Here is a 15794-nt window from a genome sequence, read left to right as displayed (position 1 = left end):
GGGTCCTCCGGTCAGCGGGCCATCTTGACGCGGCACTTCTGGCCGGTCGTGGACTGGGCGGTCAGCGCGATACCGACGACCCGGGCGTAGTTGGTCTCCGACGCGATCGGCGTGACGCGCCCGTTTGCGGCGGAGATCAGGACGTCGCCGGCGACGACGGCCGCGGCGACCGCGAGCTCCTGCACACCGCCGGAGGTGATGCCGACCTTGCCGCCGCTCGGGGCGTCGGTCGTTGCGACGCCGAGCCAGTCCTCGACGGCCGCGGCGGTCTTCTGGACGGTGTTGGCCGCGGAGACGTAGCAGAGCTCGCCGGCGTTGATCGCCGCGCCGGCGGTCATGGTGATGTCGTCGCCGGGCTTGAAGATCGGGATGTAGTCAGCCATGGCTCAGGCCTCCGGTCCGAAGACGGTTGCGTACAGGGAGTCGGCGTCGGAGTCGGACGGGCCGACGCCCGAGTGCCCGATCTCGTTGTCGACGGGGATGAGTCCCTTCTCGAGGCCGGCGAGCGTCTCGGCCGCGCCCGCATCGGCGGCCAGGGCGGAGAGCCAGTGCTCGCGGCGGGCCGGGGCGATGCGGCCGTCGCGGATGGCGGCCTCGACGAGCGCGACACGGGCGTCGCGCTCCTGCTGACTGCGGGCCTCGTCGCCGCGCCGGGCCGCGGCCCGGAGCTCGGCGAGCGTCGCGGCTTCGATCGTGACGACACCCTCGGGCAGGGTCGTGCTGGGCTCGGCGCGCTCGTCGAGCGCCTCCTCGAAGGCGGCCGTGATGGTCGCCTCGTCGGCGTCCGCGGCGAGCCCGAGCCGCTGACGCATGGTGGTGAGCTGCTCGTCGCTGAAAGCCACGTCGCCGCCCCTCTCCTCATGGTTGGTGCGGTTCCCGGCGGCGGACGCCGCGGGGGTCTGTCGGCCCGGCATGGCGGGCGCCGGGGCGTGCTCGCGGCCTGCGTAGGTGAAGGCCGTGAGGTCGAAGCGGGACTGGTCGCGCAGGGAGTCCCACATGTCCCACCAACTGCTCGACGACGCGCCTGGGGTGATCTGCTCGCCCTCGGCGGTGCCGGTCTCGTCCGCGGTGGCGACGCGGTCGGCGAGTCCGGCCGCGACCGCCTCCTCGGGCGTGTACCAGGTCTCGGCCTGCATCACGGCCCGCCATTCGGCGACCGTCCCTCCGGCGCGTGCGGCGTAGGTGCCCGCGAGGCTGTCGCTCGTCGCGTTGAGGCGGCGCAGGAAGGCCTCGATCTCGGCGGCGTTGCCCCAGGTGTAGCCGGACGCGTCGTGCACCATCATCTGGCTGCCGATGCCCATCACGACCTCGTCGCCGGCCATGGCGATCACCGAGGCGGCGGAGGCGGCCATGCCGTCGACGCGGACCACCACGCGGGCGCGGTGCGCCCGGAGGACGTTGGCGATCGCGACGCCCTCGAAGGCATCGCCGCCGGGGGAGTTGAGGTGCAGGACGATCTGGTCGACGTCGAGGGTCGCGACGTCGCGGACGAAGTCGTCTGCGGTCATGCCCCACCAGCCGCCGATGGTGTCGAAGACGTAGACGTCGGCGGTGGAGGCGGGCTCGGCGGGGGCGGTCTCGTCTTCGGTCTGCTCGTCGGCCGGGGCGGTCGCGAGGGCTACTACCGGGCCGACTCGGTACCAGGCGGGCGGCCGGTCGCCGGCCCTCGGGGCGGGGCGGGATGTCACTGGTCCTCCGTAGGGGCCGGGTCGGCGGGGGCGGCGCCGGATCGCGGGGGCAGGCCGTAGACCTGCCGCAGGTGCTGCTCGAGCTCCGGGTCGGCCGATACCGCGCCTGCGTCGATGAGGAGCTTCATCGCCTGCGCGGTGATGGCGTGCTGGCTCCCGATCTCGTCGAACACGACGCGCGGCACGGCCTCGTCCGGGCCGTAGTTCAGGTCGACGAGGTCTTCGACGATGTGCTGGTTGGCGACGTCGGCGATGTTCTCCGCGAGTGTCTGCAGGCTGAGGGTGAAGAACTCGCCGAGGGTGGTACCGAGTGCCCAGCTGCCGGTCTGGGTGCCGAGGTTGAGGAAGTGGGCGAGCGCGGTCCGGGCGATCTGCTCGTCGTGGTAGCGGATCGGCTTGTCCGCGTCGGGGAGGCTGCCCTCGACGCCGCGGAGGGTGAGCTTGGCGCCGTGGGGGACCGCGGCGCCGGCTGCCTCGCCGGATCGCCACTCCTGGGCGAGCTTGCGGCCGCGCGCGAGGTCCGTCTCGTCCTCGGCCGCCTCGTATAGGGGCACCCCCATGCCGTTGCGCTCGACGGTCTGGGCCTGGACGCGCAGGAGCCGGTCCTTGAGCAGCCAGTTCTTGTAGGCCGCGCGCAGGATCGAGTTGCCGTACCAGTTCCCGCCCTCCTGCTCGAACACGTAGCCGACCAGGCGCGACACCGGGATGGGGCGCTGCTGGCGGGCGGTGATCGTCGCGGGGTACTGCTCGATGCTGATGAGCCCGCCGTCCGCGGCGACGTTGATCGCGGAGATCGACCGCGGCATCCGGGGGGCGAGCTTGCGGAGTCGGGCACGGCCGGACTCGTCGAGTCGGTAGACCTGCTCGAAGAACATGTGCCCGAACGGAAGCGACAGCAGCGCGAGCTCGAGGTGCTGCCGCCACGAGAAGCGGTCCCGGGACCGGCCGGGAGCGGCCGCGGGCTGCCCGACGACCGGAAGGCGGAGGTCCTCGGCGACGAGCGCGACGACCTCGGGGCGGGCGTCGCCGGGCTCGATGCGCCACGCAGTGCGCCGCACGGGCAGCGTGACCGCTCGGAGGATGCTCTTGACCTGGGTGTCCTGGCGGCGCATCTGGTCGTAGACGCGGATGGACTTCGGCCACTGGAGCTCCGGGGTGGTCTCCTCGGCCGCCGCGGTCCACCAGTTGCTCGCCTCGGTGGCGTAGCCGATCTCGCTTGTCGGGGCAGCGGACAGGGGCGTGGCCACCATGGCGGTCACCTCCTCGGGGTCAGAAGCCGATCTGCATCAGGTCGCCGGTCAGCCCGGCGCTGGCGGTGGTCGCGCGCACGGTCTGGGGGGCCGGCGGGGGTGCGGAGTTGTGCTTGGCGGAGCTCCAGGCGGCGAGGGTCGCCGCCTCGAGCGGCCCGTTGTCACCGACCCCGCGTCGGACCCAGGTCCAGCCATCCCCGATCTCGCGCTTCTGCGCGGCCGCGACGGCCGCGATGAGCCCAGGCTCGTCGTAGTGGCGCAGGGTGGGGTTGTCGCCGGCGACCGCGCCGTAGAACCACGCGGCGGCCTGGCCGACGTCGTCGGCGGTCGGGTAGTCGAGCTTCACGCCGGCGTCCTCGAGGTCGGGGATGAGGGCCTTCGCGGGGCCCTTCCGGTCCAGGAGCGCGCTGCGCAGCTTGTGGCGCTTGAGTAGCTCCTTGACGCGGTCGGGAACCCACGCGGTTCCGGCGCGGTGTTCGCGCAGCTGGACGAGCGTCTCGTGGCCGCGAGGGCCGGCGAGGGCGATGGAGACGACCTCGGCGTTGGGGTGAGAGGCAGCGATCGCCAACCGGACTCGACCCGTGGGCCGGTCGTAGTCGTCGAGCTCACCGCGGGCCCGCCAGGCGGCCTCGGTGATGACCTTCCAGGCGCTGCCCGCGCCGGTGGGCTTCGGCCAGCAGCCGTAGACCTCGCGCGCGTAGCCGGCGTCGGTCATCGCGTCGCGCATGTTCTGGATCGTCTCGGCGGTCACGCGGCCGCGGCCGAGGGCTGGGTTGCAGGTGGCGGCGATCTTGAGGTCGTCGAGGAACGCGGTGCGCTCCGCGTCGGTCATGGCCAGGACCTCGTCGAGGGACTCCTCGCGGCCCCAGTCTCGCCAGCCGAGCTTGGTGCCCTTGCGTTGCTCCGCGCGGTCGCGCAGCCGGTACAAGGCCTCGCTCTGGTCGCCCTTGAGTGGCGGGCTCGAGGCGTAGGCGGTCTGGGCGTTCGGGCGCGCCATCTGCGTTGGTGCGAGCGCGTCCTGCTGGTCGGCGGTGAAGTCGTAGGCCTCGTCGACGACGAGGAAGTCGGCGTCGAAGCCTCGCCCCGAGTCCTTCGACCGGGCGACCATCTTGAGCTCTTGGCCGTTGTCGACCCGCTCGAAGCCTTCCTTGCCGTTCGACGCGTTGATCCGGACCAGGACGCCGCCGCCGAGGTCGACGAGGTTGTCGTTGACGCGTTCCCCGAGCTTCCACAGCATCGCCCGGAAGTCGCGCCATGCCCGCATTGAGGTCTTGACCTCTTGCGCGGTCCACAAGATCGGCGTCTCACCGAGCATGAGGAGGCCGGCCAGGGCGCGGACCAGGAACATCGCGGTCTTGCCGTTGCGACGCGAGCAGATCTCGCCGTACTCGTAGCAGGCCCACTTGCCGTCGTCCCGGATCGACATGAGCATGTCGAGTCCGTCGCGCTGCCAGGGTTCGAGGACGATCCCTGCGCGTTCACCGAGCTCGGCGGCGAGCGGGCCGAGGGTGTCGACCGCGACCGGCCTCAGCTCAACGCGCGGCCGCTCGACGCCGAGCAGCGGCAAGGCTGGCGAGCTCACCCAGACCGCCACCCTTCTCCTCCGAGGCCGGCTTGCCCGAGCCCTTGGCGGCCCCTGCGGCCCGGAGCTCGGCCGCGACGCCGCGCATGGCGGTGGTCTGCTGCCGGAGCTCGGCGAGCAGGCCGTCGACGACCACGACGACCTCGCCGCCCTCGTCGACGTCGAAGCGCAGCCACGTCCGCTTGTCGTCGAGCGCGCCGTGCAGCCGGTCGAGCCGGTCGGCCATGCGGCAGGCCTCCTCGAGGAGGACCCGGTGCAGCGGTGAGAGGCCCGCGCCTCGATCCATCGCCTCCCACAGCTCGCGCCCGCGGTCCCCGGACAGCTCGATCTCCGCTGCCGGGCGGGGCGTGGAGCCGATCGCCTCAGTGACGGCGAGTTGCTCGAGCTGCTCGCAGCGGCGCTCGGGATCACACAGCGTGTGGATGCCCTTGCGGTGGAGGCGGTAGCGCTTCTGGCGCTCGGCGGCAGTCGCCATCGCGTCCTCACCTCCCGCGGGGTTGAGCTGCCCGCGGGCCCGGAAAGTTCGTCAAAAACTTCGGCTCGATTTGGAAAAGTGCAGGTCAGGAGCAACTTTCTGACGGTGTGACGTCACGTCGCGTTACGCGTAACGCTCCATCACATCCGGCCCGGGGAGAGATTCGGCCGCGACGTCGGGGTCACCGGGCCTCGGGCCCAGATTTTCTGACCACGCCGCGCGGCGCACGCTCGCTCGGATGGCCAGCGCGACCGCCGGTGCCTCCCACCACACCGCCGCGCTCAGCGATGTCGTTCATGATCGAGTCGTGATGCGGTATCGGGACGGAGGGGACGGGCACCCGGCACCCCACCTACCCCCAGGGGGTGGGCACCCCTCACCACTCGGGCAGCCTGCGCGGCACGGGAACCGCGTCCGGCAGCGGACGACGACGAGCACGGAGCCGGTTGCCCAGCCGTGCGCCGCGACTGGTGTTGCACGAGCCATGGACCAGGCGATCAGCATCCGAGTCTGCGTTGAGTGCGCGCGGGTCGGAGTGGTCGGCGTGCAGGTCCTGGCTCCGGTACATCGGCAGGCCACACAGGGCGCACGGGTTGCCGTCGACGTGGGCGGCGAGCAGCCGCCTGCGGTTGCGCCGGTGCCTGGCGCCGTAGCCGGCCTGGGTCGTGGTGCCTCGGCCACGGCGTGGCATCACCCAGCCTCACGGATCAGGAGATCGTCGATGCGGTACTTCGGCCCACCCGATCCGCTCGTGTTCGTGGTGAAGGTCCACCCGACGGTCGCGGCGCCGGCCGGGGCGGTCACGCTGGTCGCTGCCTTGGTCCAGGTCGTGGCCCTGACTATGGGCACCGTGTCGGTCCGCAGCAGGGTCGTCGAGGCGTCGTACCACTGGATGTTCCAGTTGACGGTCGGCATGACCCCGCCCGCCTCGAGGTACCAGAGCTCGAGCTCGTAGCCCTGCCCTCCGGCCACGCCCCCGATGTAGGGGTAGTTGTCGAGCTGGACACCGGTGAACTGGCCGTCGAGCTCGACCAGCAGCGACGCGGTGCCCGAGTGCGCAGCGCTGGTGTCCTGGCTGAGCGTGGTTCCGAACCACGGCTGGTGGTTGTCCAGGCCTGCCTCGAACGTCGCGTGGTGGATCACGGTGCCGGGCGGCGGGCCGGTCTCGGCTTCCCACACGAGGCTGGCCCCGAGGTACGCGCGCAGGGCCGGGACGGTGCCGGCGTAGACCGCGGCAGCGTCGGCGAGGTTGGGCATCAGGCGGTGACGATGTAGAGCGTGTCGGGGTCTGGGGTGAGGCCGTCGTACTCGGCCTGCGTCAGCACGATGATCGTCATGCCGTTGCTGCCATGGGCGCCGTCCGCGCCCGGTGCGCCGTCTGCCCCGGGCGGGCCGGGCGGCAGCGCCCCTGCGTCGACGGTCGACGAGTCGGTCAGGGTGACGATGAGGTGGTTGGAGCCGTCGATTGCGAGGCTCTCGACGCCCCGGCCGTCGGCTCCGTCCGTGCCGTCAGTTCCGTCGCTGCCGGGCGAGCCGGGCGAGCCGGGCGAGCCGGGGGCGCCCGCGGGGCCTCGGACGTAGCCGGCGTCGACGGTGCTGGAGTCGGTCAGCGTGAGGACGAGGTGGTAGTCGCCGTTGACGGTCGCTCCGGCTACGCCTCGGCCGGGAGCGCCGTCCTCGCCCGGCGCGCCGTCGGCACCGTCCTGGCCGTCCGCGCCGGGCGGGCCCGGAATGGCACCCGGTGAGGGCACGACCTGGGCGGTCCCGTCGGTGAAGGTGATCCGAAGGCCGCCATCACCGTCGGGAGCGATCGACTCGATACCGCGGCCAGAGACGAGCTGGGCGACGCCGGGCGAGGCGTCGGGCGCAGGGACGACGTCGGCGAGCTCGATGACCCGCTCGCCGTCGAGGTCGTCGTCCGGGTCCTCAAGGACTGGGGTGTTCACCGGGACGACGAGGTTGTACCGGCGGCCGGTGCCGGGCTCGGCCACCCGGTAGGTGAACCCGACGGGGTTGATGTCCGGGTCGTCCGTCGCGGGCAGCTGCAGGGCGAAGCGTCCGTCGGTCTCGTCGGGTGTCGCGGTGAACGTGCCGGTCGCGATGATCTGCCGCGTCGCCGCGTCGACGAGAACCTTCGCGGACGGGGTGAACTGCACCGGCTTGGTGAGGCCGTACTTCGCGGCGCCGGCCGCGGCCTTGACCTGGTCGATCATGCGGCCGCGGACCCAGACGAGCGTGTGGTTCGCGATGGGGCTGCTCATCGCTCACCCCCCGGCACGACGAGAGCCCGGCCGCTGGTGGGCGGGCCGGGCTCTGGAGATACCTGTGCTGGCGCGGAAGCTACCACAGTGGATCAGGGGCGTGGGCGAAGACGTTCGCCCGCGGGCGTGGCGTCACGCCTCGGTGTCGCCCGTGCTGGTCGGGAAGCCTGGCGGCGGCGGGCCGAAGCTGGGATCGGCGCACCGCTCGCCGAGGTCGGGGCGGAACACCTCGCGCCCGCACGCCCAGCAGTGCTTCGTCCGGTGGCCACCGCAGCGGCACGGGTGCCAGCCGTGCGTGCTGCTGCTTCGGGCGCCGCACGGGCACGGTTCCCGTCGCCAGGCCGCGTCCGCCTCGACGTCGGCGGCGATGGCGGCGAGCTCGTCAGGCGTGAGATGGGTGCGGCGGTAGGGGGTCACTCGTCGATGCTCGACCCGCTGCCATGCTAGAACAAGTGTTCGAATAGAGCGTCACCATGCCGGAGCTGTTGGAGACACCGTGACCGACCAATCCGCCACCGTCCGCGAACGCGCCGTCAGCGCTGTGGCATCCCAGACGAACGCCTCGCCAGCTACGTCGAGCGTGGGCTGCTGCTGGTCGACGGCGAGGCCGTCACCGATCTCGACGCACCGGCCGAGCCGGGTAGCCGGATCGTCATCGCCGGGAGCTGACGGGCTAGCGCTCCTGCGGGCAAGACTCCCAGGTGATTCCGAGGTCGTCGTCGCGATGGATCGTGTGGCCGGACGGCGCCGCGTAGTGGGCCGCCGGATCGGTCGACGAGTAGCTGCCGCGCCGGCCGCACGTCGGGCAGGGCTCACCTTGGGTCGACTTCCGCGGCACCTCCCACGTCGGCTCGCGCTCCTCGCTCACTGTGGCCTCCACTCGTCGCGGTAGCCAGGCCGGTCCGCGTATGGCAACGCCAGGAGCCGCACCGTGTCGCACCATCCCTCAGCGGCCGTCATACCGTCCCAGTCGGCGCACGTGATGCAACCGAAGTCTTGTTGAGGCTGCCGCTTGCGCACATCCCGCGAAGGGGCGGTGGCGTCCTGATGCTCGTGCAGGGCGATGATGCGGCGCTTGGCCTCAACCTCGGCGAGTCCTCGCTTCGCGCGAGCCAGTACCCCACGTGGCGCGCCCACGATCTCGATCACGAGGCCGTCCGCTCCGTAGAGGCTGACGAAGCGATCAATCGCCTCACGGTCGTCGCGCTCGTCTTCGTCCAGACGTGCGGACAACCACTCGACCAGCGACGGCTCGCTCACGGTGCCCATAGTCCTCTCTGTCGGGCTAGACCACCTAGCCGGGGCTAGACCATGGCCTAGACCTGCACATGTACTCTGACCTGGCCTTTAGGGGCTAGACCTGGTGATCGCTACTCGGCGGATCCGAGCCATCTGGCCGCTCTGCGACCCAGGCGCCACCAGGACCCGCGGCCGCCGCAGACGAGGCAGCGGCGGAACGTCTTGCCGCTCGAGGAGCGGTGCTTGCCGGAGCCGTGGCAGCACCAGCATGCGGCGTAGGGGAACCACCAGCAGGCCAGGGCGTAGGCGGCGACGACGAACGCGGCGCCGGCCACCGGGTGCACCCAGAACCACAGCGCCGCGCCGCCGATCAGGACGAGCCAGGTCACCCAGCCGATCCCAGCTCACGTCGGGCGAGGGCCTCGCGGACCCAGTCGAGGCGGTAGCCGTTGCGGTTCACGCCGTCGATCGAGAGCTGCTTGGGGCCGAAGCCGTGGGGCTTGAGCGCGGCGGCGAGCTGCCGCTCGGTCCATCCGCCGTAGAGCTGGGGGCGGAGCTCGGCGAGCCGCTCGAGGAGGTCGGCGGTGTGGAGGACCTCGATCGTCGCGAACACGGTGCGGACGTCGGTGAGGACGTCGACGACGTGGCCGTGGTCGACGACCTCGCCGGCGGCCTGGCCGGTGAGGAGGCCGGCTGTCTCGCGGGCGCGGTAGGCGCGGGCGACGACGGCGTCGGCGGCCGCGGCGTCGAGGTAGTAGGTGCGGCCGACGACGGGGGCGTCGGTGGCGCCGACGAGGTAGCCGATGCCGCGGTCGGAGCGGGTGAACGTGGTGGCGCGGATGCCGTTCTTGTAGCTCGAGGTGCCGAGGACCATGTCGTTCTCGACCTGGCCCATGACGCGCAGGCAGAACCGGGTCCCGACGTTCGCGGACACGCCGGTCGGGAGGCTGTCCTTGTCGGGGCGCTGGGTGGCGAGGATGAGGATCACGCCGAGCGCGCGGCCGCGCTTGATGATCGCGGTCGCGAGCTCGCCGGCTTCCTTGCCGTACTCGGGGTGGGAGAACAGCTCCTGGGCCTCGTCGACGGTGAAGACGATGGGGTGCAGGCCGAGGCCTCGACGGTTCGCGAGGTCGCGGGTGACCTTGCTGTCGGGGACGAGGTCGCGGGAGCGCTGGCGGAGGGTCTTGAGCCGGTCGGCGCGGCGGGCGACCTCGGCGAGCAGCCAGCGCAGTCCGTCGAGGCAGGCGCCGATGGTCTCGTCGTCGACGCCGGAGCCGTAGGCATGGGCGATGCGCTGCAGGGACTCGAGGTCGCCGGAGCCCTTGAGCTCCCAGATGTGCATCTCGACGGTCGGGTCGAGGGCGCAGCCGAGGAGCACGCAGCGCAGCGCGGCGGTCTTCCCGGCGCCCGGGAGCGAGCCGATGAGCATGTTGGACTCGATGAGCGGGAGGCCGACGGGGCGGCCGCGCTGGTCGGTGAGGAACGGCAGCGTGCCGAAGATGTCCGCGGTCCCGGTCTTGCGCAGCGGCCACGGCGCGGGGCGGGCCTTGGCCATGTCCTGCATGCCGACCCAGAGGACGAGGCGGCCGGCGTGGGTGTCGGGGTCGGGTTCGGGCCACACACAGCCGATGGGCCGGCGCAGGCCGGAGGCGAGCGCGGAGCGGCGTTCCATGACGTCGAGGGCGGTGACGCCGAGCGGGAGGTCGACGTCTGCGCGCCAGCCGGGGCCGTCGACGCGGATCGGGTGGGGGAAGTCGACGGTCGCGCCCCTGGCGTTGAGCGCGGCAATGCCGAGGGAGCGGAGGGCGGCGGTGACGGAGTCGCTGGTCAGCTTCGGGGCCTGCCCGGTGGTCACGGTTGCTCCTTGGACGATGGGCCGGTCGGCGGGCGCGCCGACGTGGCCGCAGGCCAGGACGGCCGCGGCGATGACGAGGACGGTGAGCCACACCGGGCCGAGGGCGGCAAGGGTGGCGATCGCGGTGAGGCCGAGCGCGACGAGCACGACGACCGGGACGCGGCCGCGGATGTGCTTGCGGCGCAGCGCGGCGAGCTTGAGGTAGGTGTCGGCGTCGTTGCGTGCGACGGCGTGCTGCCGCAGTGGGCGGCCCTCGGCGTCGAACACGGCGCCGTGCGCGCGGGCCGCGATCCGGACCGCCCCGCGGGGGCTGTGCACGGTGTAGCGGAGCGCGTAGAGCGGGGCGCGGGTCGCGTGGTAGCCAGCGGCCCGGGCGACGCGGTTGGCCGCGAGGCGGGCGACCTGGCGGCGCTCGTCGCGGTTGCGCATCCACGCGGGGACGATCGGGCGCTGCTCGGCGACGGCCCAGCCGGTGACGGTGCCGTAGACGGTGCGGGGCTGGTCGGGTGGGTCTACCGGCTCCCGCGGATCACCCTGCCCAACAGCCACAGCACCAGCAACACCAGCATCGCGATCGGCCACCAGTTCGTCGGGCCGGCCGCCCCCGGGGTGCTCTCCAGCCACAGCACGAACAGGCCCACCGGGGCCGAGCCGGCCGCGGTCAGCGGGAACGCCGTCTCCATCCAGTCGCTCGAGCTCTGTGTCGGGCGCTGGGCGGCGGCCGTCGCCCTCAGCTCGGCCAGCGTCCGGGCCGTCGTCGGTGTCGTTGGGGTCGTCCGGGCGGGACTTGACGAGGACGGATCGAGGGTCATCCGAGGGCACCGGCCGTCTCCAGGTTCGGGGTGATGGGCGGGTCAGGCTGTCGGTCGGGCGAGGTGTCCGCGGCGCGGCGGAGACGGGCGGCGCGGGTGGCGCCGACGCCGTAGCGGTCGCGGACCTCGTCCTGGGTGAGCGGGCGGCCGCGGGCGGCGTTGACCGCCCGCAGGTCAGCGGCCAGGACGTCGTCGTCCTCGTCGCGGGTGGGGATCGGGCGGCCGTCGTCGTCGACCCGGGCCGCCCACGCGCGGATCGGGGTGTCCCATGCCTCGGCGAGGACGGCGTCCAGCCACGCCTCCAGCGGCGCGACGGCCGGCTGCTGGTCCGGCTCGGGGTCGGGTCCGCGCCCGACGAGGTGGGCGAGGTGGACCATGCCGCCCAGCGCGACGGCGGGCACCGCGGACACGACGACGGCGGCAGGCCATGGGTGGTCGGCCGTGGCGGTGAGGGCACCGTGGGCGCCGTTGCCGACGATCGTCGCGCCGATCGCGGCCCACGCCGCCCGTCGGGCGTAGGCGAGGGCCTCTGCGTTCGTGCGCCGGCGCAGCCACACCCGGGTCGCGACGGCAGCGAAGACATCGATCGTGAGCGGGAGCAGCCACGCGACCTTGAGGCTCGCACCCCATGCGGGATCCCACGGGGCGTGCAGGGTGGCGCGGACGCCGAGGAGCTCAGCCAGGTCCGCGAGCGCGGTGAAGCTCATGATCGCCGCGGCGGCACCGACGACGGCGAGGCCTGCCCAGGTGACCCAGTCCCGGGCGTCGCGCTGGCCGCTCACCGGGAACCGTCCGGCGGTGGGGGCGCGTCGTCGAGCAGGAGCTGCTCGATCTCCCAGTCGAGGTCGAGCTCCTCCCACCAGGTCAGAGTCAGGTTCGGCACGCGCACCGCCTCAGACGGGCACGGTCACAGCCGGGGCAGGTGGGCGCCGAGGACCATGCGCCGCACCGGCCGCACTTGCCCTCCCGCTGGCGGCGCTCCTCGAGGGTCTCGCCGCCGCGGATCACACCGCCACCTCGAGGTCAGCGACGTCGTCGCGGATCGACTCGACGGCCGCGGTGATGCGCTCGAGCTCGCCGTAGCTGTCGGTCGCGACGTCGGCCAGCTTGTCGAGGCGCTCGTCAAGGGTCTCGAGGAGCGCGCAGTGCTCGCAATGCTCGACCGGGGGCCGGGCGCCGCGTAGCGCGTAGTAGACCGCGCCGATCGCGCGGACGAGGCCGTAGCCGACGGCGATGACGACGAGGGCCTGGGCGAAGGTCAGACCGAACCACAGGTCAGGCATGGCGTCTCCTCGGTGACTTGCAGTTCTGCAAGTTCGGGACTTAGTCTGCCCCCGTCACTTGCACTTCTGCAAGTCGCGCGGTGCCCTACGATCCGCTCGTGGCGGACCTGACCCCCGAGGTGATCAACGCGATGGTCCGACTCACCAGCAATCCCGACCAGCTCGACCAGCTCGACGCCGATCAGTTGTTCGCCGTCCTTGCGATCGCGAAGAGCGGACGCGAGACGCTGCACGAGGTGACCGTCCGGCTCAACGCACGCGGGTTCACGTTCGCCCAGATCGGCGAGCGCGTCGGCGCGCACGAATCGACCGTCTCTCGCTGGGCGAAGCCTCGCGTGGCCAACGCTGTCGAGGACGCCGAAGAGGCGTAGTCGGCTCCTGCGCGCTGCCCGCTGCAGGTCCGCTCCCAGGCACAGACTCGAAGTGAGCCACACCGCACGCGACCGTGGGGCACACGTCGACGAGATTGTTCGTGCCGGTACGGTCCGCAGCGAGGTATCGAACGGGTGAACAGGAAGCGACCAGATGCCCAGCTACGGCTACATGATCTCGCAAGTGTGCGCTCGGAAGCACGCCGTGAAGGAGCCGCTGCGGCTGGGGACGCTGCGGCCGGCAGATGATCCGTCCGAGAGCGGCGGGGCCGATGCGCTCGAGCTGCTCTACGGGATCATGCACGGGTTGGTCGACCACCGGCTGACGACGGGGTCGGACAAGACGCGCCACCTCACGATCAAGTCAGTGACGGGGATCGGCCGGTGTGTGAAGTTCACATACGAGATCGGCCGAAGTGGGCAAGCCTCAACGATCACCGATCCTGACGACGACTCGGGTTCAGCTCCGTTCAACCGCTCGCCACGCCACATCGAGACTCAGCATCACCCCCGCCGCGGCCTCCTCGTACTCCCTGACCGCTCGACTGCAGGCATGCTCGTGGTCGAAGCTCACGGTCGCAGCACACGCCGCGACGTCCTCAGGGACGAGCTCAAGCGGTCGTTTCGTCGCGTGACGGATGGTCTCATCCTCGACGTCGACCCTGTCGCCGACGCCGCCGCCCTCGCTCGGTACCTCGAGGAGGCCAACATCAACGCGATCAACCTTCGGCGCTACTCGATTCCGCATGACCTGGCCGAGAACATGGGGCAGGCCGAGGAGGCCGGGTCCTTCAGCATGAAGACGCAGATCACCGGGCCATTCAAGCGCGTCTTCCTGAAGCGGCTCCAGAACGAGAGTGACGTGCGGCGCCGGCTGCTGGTGATGAACGATCTTGACTACAACGAGCTCAACGTCGAGACCCAGTCCGGTGATCGGACCCTGACGATGTCGGTAATCGGTGACCAAGCCCCCCGCTTCATCAACGTGATCGGCAGCAGCCGCCCCTCCGACCAGGACTTCTACGCCTCCGTCAACGGCTCAGTGAGCGAGGTAGCCAGCGGCCTCGGCGTCAGTCTGCCCAGCAACTGGGCGACGGAGGGCTGGTCGCCGGAGGGCGCTGCGTACAGAATTGAGCCGGTCACGAGCTCCGAGGAGGACGCTGATGGCTCCGGGGGGAACGAGTAGCAGGTTCTCGGTGGTCGACCTCGTGGTCGATCACTACGCCACGATGCGGAACCACGACACCAAGCGGTTCGGCATGGACCTGGCTGTCTTCTTGCTGGTCCCCGCTGTCGTTGGTGGCTTCACCTTCGTCGTAGGCGCCCAGGTTCGGCACCTCCCGGAAGTCCTTGCAGCGACGGCGATCTTCACTGGGCTGATCTTCGGCGTGTTCGTCTTGATGTTCGACATGACGATGCGGGCGACAGACAAGTCCGACCCGGCCCGGGGGGCAATGGTCATCCGCCTTGCCGCCGAGCTGCGGGCCAACATCAGCTACGCGGTCCTGTTGGGGATCCTCTTGAGCGGCGTCCTGGGTGGATTCGTCATGTTCACAGACGGGGACCGGGTGCCCCCCTCGATCTCCGCTCTGATCGTGTTCGGAAGTCTGCAGCTCCTGCTGACGATCTTCATGGTGCTCAAGCGTGTCCGGGCGCTGTATCTTGCCTACCCGGCAGCTCAACGGGACCGCATCCCCTAACGGCTACTGATCGACACGTCGGCGACGGCGCGCCGCCTGCCAGGCGACGAGGTCTCCGAAGCGGATGCGGATGCCGTCCGCGGTGCGCTTGCCCGGGAGCGGGGGGGTGCGCTCGAGCCGCCACGTCGTGACGGTGCGGACGGCGACCTGGCAGAACTCGGCGACCTCCTCGACCGTGAGTAGATCGTCGGGGTCGTGTGCTACTGGGCGAGCCGCGATCCAGCCCTGGCCTCGTCGGGCGGTGATGTCGTCGAGCCGCGCAGCGAGCGTCGGCGCGACCTGGGCGAGGGCCTCGCGGTAGTCGCGGGCGACGCGGCGGGCGCGGTCGAGCTGGGTGTCGGCGGGCCACGGCCAGGGATCGGTACGGGTCACCGCGCGGCGGGCTCCGGCTCGACAACGTCCTCGACGAGCTGCTCGCCCTCGGCGGCCGTGGCGAGCGGTGCGTGCTCGCAGAGCGGGCCCTCGAGGTCGTCGAGGCGGCGGCCGAGGTCGTCACACAGCGGGCACTGCGCTGCCCACTCGAGGTCCTCGACGAGCATGCGGGTGAAGAACTTGTAGCGGTCCTCGGGCCAGGCGGCGTAGCACGTGACGCACTGGACCTCGTCGTCTCCGTCTTCCCGCTGCAGCGTGGGGGAGTCGCAGCGTGGGCACGGTGTCGGGAGGAAGTGCACGAGGCGCCGGCGCCCGGCGGCGGTGGTCGCGCGCTGGTGGAGGTTCAGCAGCGCGACGGCCCCGTCGACGCCGTCCTGCCGCTCGGTGAGCAGCACGGAGCCGGTCGGGTCCCAGCGCTGCAGGTCCCGGGCCGGGAGGCCGAGCAGGACGTCGACGGCGCGGGAGAGCAGGGACGCAGCAGCGCCGACGGCGGCCGCGGTCGCGTACATCGCGCGGTCCGCGGCGGGCACGTCGACGGGGACGGTCGTGCGGGGCTGGGCGCGCATGTTGGTTGCGGCCCGGACGAGCGTGGCCCACAGGACGAGCTCGTCGTGGATCGCCTCGGCAGCGACGAGCGGCTCGGCGCGCAGCGGCATCGGCGGTGTGCGGGTCCCGGACGGGCCGCCGGAGGTGGCGGCCATCGATGGCTGGATCATCGCGCGCAGCTGCAGCCACAGCTCCGGGAGCTCGTCGAGGGCCTTGCCGAGGAGCTTCTCGTCGCGGTGGCAGATGCCGGGCTCGGCGACCAGGGCGCCGAGGACCTCGCCGGTGGTGGTGTCGGTCCCGCGGTCGGGGCAGTGGTGCCCGCGGCGGCAGCGGTGCTGGTCAGGCATCGGCAGGTTCTCT

General features: G+C 71.8%; 20 protein-coding genes. 3 read left to right on the top strand and 17 right to left on the bottom strand.

The genetic code is table 11. The annotated features are described in order from the left end of the window. Window positions 1–11 precede the first annotated feature (11 nt). The 15 genes from PSED_RS29090 to PSED_RS29020 all read right to left on the bottom strand — a co-directional run bounded on the left by PSED_RS29090 (window position 12) and on the right by PSED_RS29020 (window position 12445). Window positions 12–383: a DUF2190 family protein gene (locus tag PSED_RS29090; protein WP_013677815.1), complete on the bottom strand. Its 372-nt coding sequence runs from the start codon at window positions 381–383 to the stop codon at window positions 12–14. A gap of 3 nt (window positions 384–386) precedes the next feature. Next, the gene (locus tag PSED_RS29085; protein ID WP_013677814.1) at window positions 387–1688 is read right to left on the bottom strand and encodes a head maturation protease, ClpP-related; all 1302 of its coding nucleotides are present in this window, start codon (window positions 1686–1688) and stop codon (window positions 387–389) included. Further along, on the bottom strand, window positions 1685–2938 hold the full coding sequence (locus tag PSED_RS29080; RefSeq protein WP_013677813.1) for a phage portal protein family protein: 1254 nt from the start codon (window positions 2936–2938) through the stop codon (window positions 1685–1687). Before PSED_RS29080 ends, PSED_RS29085 begins: the two co-directional genes overlap by 4 nt. A 19-nt stretch (window positions 2939–2957) precedes the next feature. Beyond that, complete coding sequence (locus tag PSED_RS29075) at window positions 2958–4520, bottom strand: hypothetical protein (RefSeq protein ID WP_143770662.1); 1563 nt, start codon at window positions 4518–4520, stop codon at window positions 2958–2960. Beyond that, a complete protein-coding gene (locus tag PSED_RS29070; RefSeq protein WP_013677811.1) occupies window positions 4471–4995 on the bottom strand; it encodes a hypothetical protein in 525 nt (174 codons plus the stop codon). Before PSED_RS29070 ends, PSED_RS29075 begins: the two co-directional genes overlap by 50 nt. A gap of 376 nt (window positions 4996–5371) precedes the next feature. After that, the gene (locus PSED_RS29065; RefSeq protein WP_013677810.1) at window positions 5372–5686 is read right to left on the bottom strand and encodes a hypothetical protein; all 315 of its coding nucleotides are present in this window, start codon (window positions 5684–5686) and stop codon (window positions 5372–5374) included. Beyond that, window positions 5686–6252: a hypothetical protein gene (locus tag PSED_RS29060; protein WP_013677809.1), complete on the bottom strand. Its 567-nt coding sequence runs from the start codon at window positions 6250–6252 to the stop codon at window positions 5686–5688. The genes PSED_RS29065 and PSED_RS29060 overlap by 1 nt, the downstream gene beginning before the upstream one ends. Further along, window positions 6252–7256, bottom strand: a complete 1005-nt coding sequence (locus PSED_RS29055; protein ID WP_013677808.1) for a phage upper tail fiber protein — start codon at window positions 7254–7256, stop codon at window positions 6252–6254. The genes PSED_RS29060 and PSED_RS29055 overlap by 1 nt, the downstream gene beginning before the upstream one ends. Before the next feature lie 132 nt (window positions 7257–7388). Further along, window positions 7389–7673, bottom strand: a complete 285-nt coding sequence (locus tag PSED_RS29050) for a hypothetical protein (RefSeq protein ID WP_041760124.1) — start codon at window positions 7671–7673, stop codon at window positions 7389–7391. A gap of 447 nt (window positions 7674–8120) precedes the next feature. Further along, window positions 8121–8516 carry a DUF6221 family protein gene (locus PSED_RS29045; protein WP_202946318.1) on the bottom strand — a complete coding sequence of 132 codons (396 nt, stop codon included), beginning with the start codon at window positions 8514–8516 and terminating at the stop codon, window positions 8121–8123. 110 nt (window positions 8517–8626) lie between these two features. Further along, on the bottom strand, window positions 8627–8884 hold the full coding sequence (locus PSED_RS29040; protein ID WP_013677805.1) for a hypothetical protein: 258 nt from the start codon (window positions 8882–8884) through the stop codon (window positions 8627–8629). Continuing rightward, complete coding sequence (locus PSED_RS29035) at window positions 8881–10899, bottom strand: FtsK/SpoIIIE domain-containing protein (RefSeq protein WP_013677804.1); 2019 nt, start codon at window positions 10897–10899, stop codon at window positions 8881–8883. The genes PSED_RS29040 and PSED_RS29035 overlap by 4 nt, the downstream gene beginning before the upstream one ends. Beyond that, on the bottom strand, window positions 10863–11033 hold the full coding sequence (locus PSED_RS29030) for a hypothetical protein (protein ID WP_158511345.1): 171 nt from the start codon (window positions 11031–11033) through the stop codon (window positions 10863–10865). Before PSED_RS29030 ends, PSED_RS29035 begins: the two co-directional genes overlap by 37 nt. A gap of 125 nt (window positions 11034–11158) precedes the next feature. Then, window positions 11159–11944, bottom strand: a complete 786-nt coding sequence (locus tag PSED_RS29025; protein WP_013677802.1) for a DUF2637 domain-containing protein — start codon at window positions 11942–11944, stop codon at window positions 11159–11161. Window positions 11945–12166: 222 nt separating this feature from the next. After that, window positions 12167–12445 carry a hypothetical protein gene (locus tag PSED_RS29020; protein ID WP_013677800.1) on the bottom strand — a complete coding sequence of 93 codons (279 nt, stop codon included), beginning with the start codon at window positions 12443–12445 and terminating at the stop codon, window positions 12167–12169. Window positions 12446–12543: 98 nt separating this feature from the next. On the opposite strand from PSED_RS29020, the gene PSED_RS29015 reads away from it, so the two are divergent. From PSED_RS29015 to PSED_RS29005, 3 genes are all read left to right on the top strand, one after another. Continuing rightward, window positions 12544–12816 (top strand): helix-turn-helix domain-containing protein, encoded by a 273-nt coding sequence (locus PSED_RS29015; protein ID WP_143770660.1) that lies wholly within the window; start codon window positions 12544–12546, stop codon window positions 12814–12816. A gap of 154 nt (window positions 12817–12970) precedes the next feature. After that, a complete protein-coding gene (locus PSED_RS29010) occupies window positions 12971–14002 on the top strand; it encodes a hypothetical protein (RefSeq protein ID WP_013677798.1) in 1032 nt (343 codons plus the stop codon). 10 nt (window positions 14003–14012) lie between these two features. Continuing rightward, window positions 14013–14516 (top strand): hypothetical protein, encoded by a 504-nt coding sequence (locus PSED_RS29005; RefSeq protein ID WP_041760122.1) that lies wholly within the window; start codon window positions 14013–14015, stop codon window positions 14514–14516. 3 nt (window positions 14517–14519) lie between these two features. On the opposite strand, the gene PSED_RS29000 is transcribed toward PSED_RS29005, so the two are convergent. After that, window positions 14520–14888, bottom strand: coding sequence for a helix-turn-helix domain-containing protein (locus PSED_RS29000; RefSeq protein ID WP_013677796.1), 369 nt, complete (start codon window positions 14886–14888; stop codon window positions 14520–14522). Next, on the bottom strand, window positions 14885–15781 hold the full coding sequence (locus PSED_RS28995; RefSeq protein WP_013677795.1) for a hypothetical protein: 897 nt from the start codon (window positions 15779–15781) through the stop codon (window positions 14885–14887). Before PSED_RS28995 ends, PSED_RS29000 begins: the two co-directional genes overlap by 4 nt. Window positions 15782–15794 lie beyond the last annotated feature (13 nt).

This window comes from Pseudonocardia benzenivorans CB1190 (assembly GCF_000196675.2).
Lineage (GTDB): Bacteria > Actinomycetota > Actinomycetes > Mycobacteriales > Pseudonocardiaceae > Pseudonocardia > Pseudonocardia benzenivorans.
This window is presented reverse-complemented; position numbering and strand designations above follow the sequence as displayed.

Bases quoted from the DNA above. Each gene is read 5' to 3' on its own strand.
- PSED_RS29090 (WP_013677815.1), bottom strand. From the start codon at position 383: ATGGCTGACTACATCCCGATCTTCAAGCCCGGCGACGACATCACCATG.
- PSED_RS29080 (WP_013677813.1), bottom strand. From the start codon at position 2,938: ATGGTGGCCACGCCCCTGTCCGCTGCCCCGACAAGCGAGATCGGCTAC.
- PSED_RS29070 (WP_013677811.1), bottom strand. From the start codon at position 4,995: ATGGCGACTGCCGCCGAGCGCCAGAAGCGCTACCGCCTCCACCGCAAG.
- PSED_RS29065 (WP_013677810.1), bottom strand. From the start codon at position 5,686: ATGCCACGCCGTGGCCGAGGCACCACGACCCAGGCCGGCTACGGCGCC.
- PSED_RS29060 (WP_013677809.1), bottom strand. From the start codon at position 6,252: ATGCCCAACCTCGCCGACGCTGCCGCGGTCTACGCCGGCACCGTCCCG.
- PSED_RS29055 (WP_013677808.1), bottom strand. From the start codon at position 7,256: ATGAGCAGCCCCATCGCGAACCACACGCTCGTCTGGGTCCGCGGCCGC.
- PSED_RS29030 (WP_158511345.1), bottom strand. From the start codon at position 11,033: ATGGAGACGGCGTTCCCGCTGACCGCGGCCGGCTCGGCCCCGGTGGGC.
- PSED_RS29020 (WP_013677800.1), bottom strand. From the start codon at position 12,445: ATGCCTGACCTGTGGTTCGGTCTGACCTTCGCCCAGGCCCTCGTCGTC.
- PSED_RS29010 (WP_013677798.1), top strand. From the start codon at position 12,971: ATGCCCAGCTACGGCTACATGATCTCGCAAGTGTGCGCTCGGAAGCAC.
- PSED_RS28995 (WP_013677795.1), bottom strand. From the start codon at position 15,781: ATGCCTGACCAGCACCGCTGCCGCCGCGGGCACCACTGCCCCGACCGC.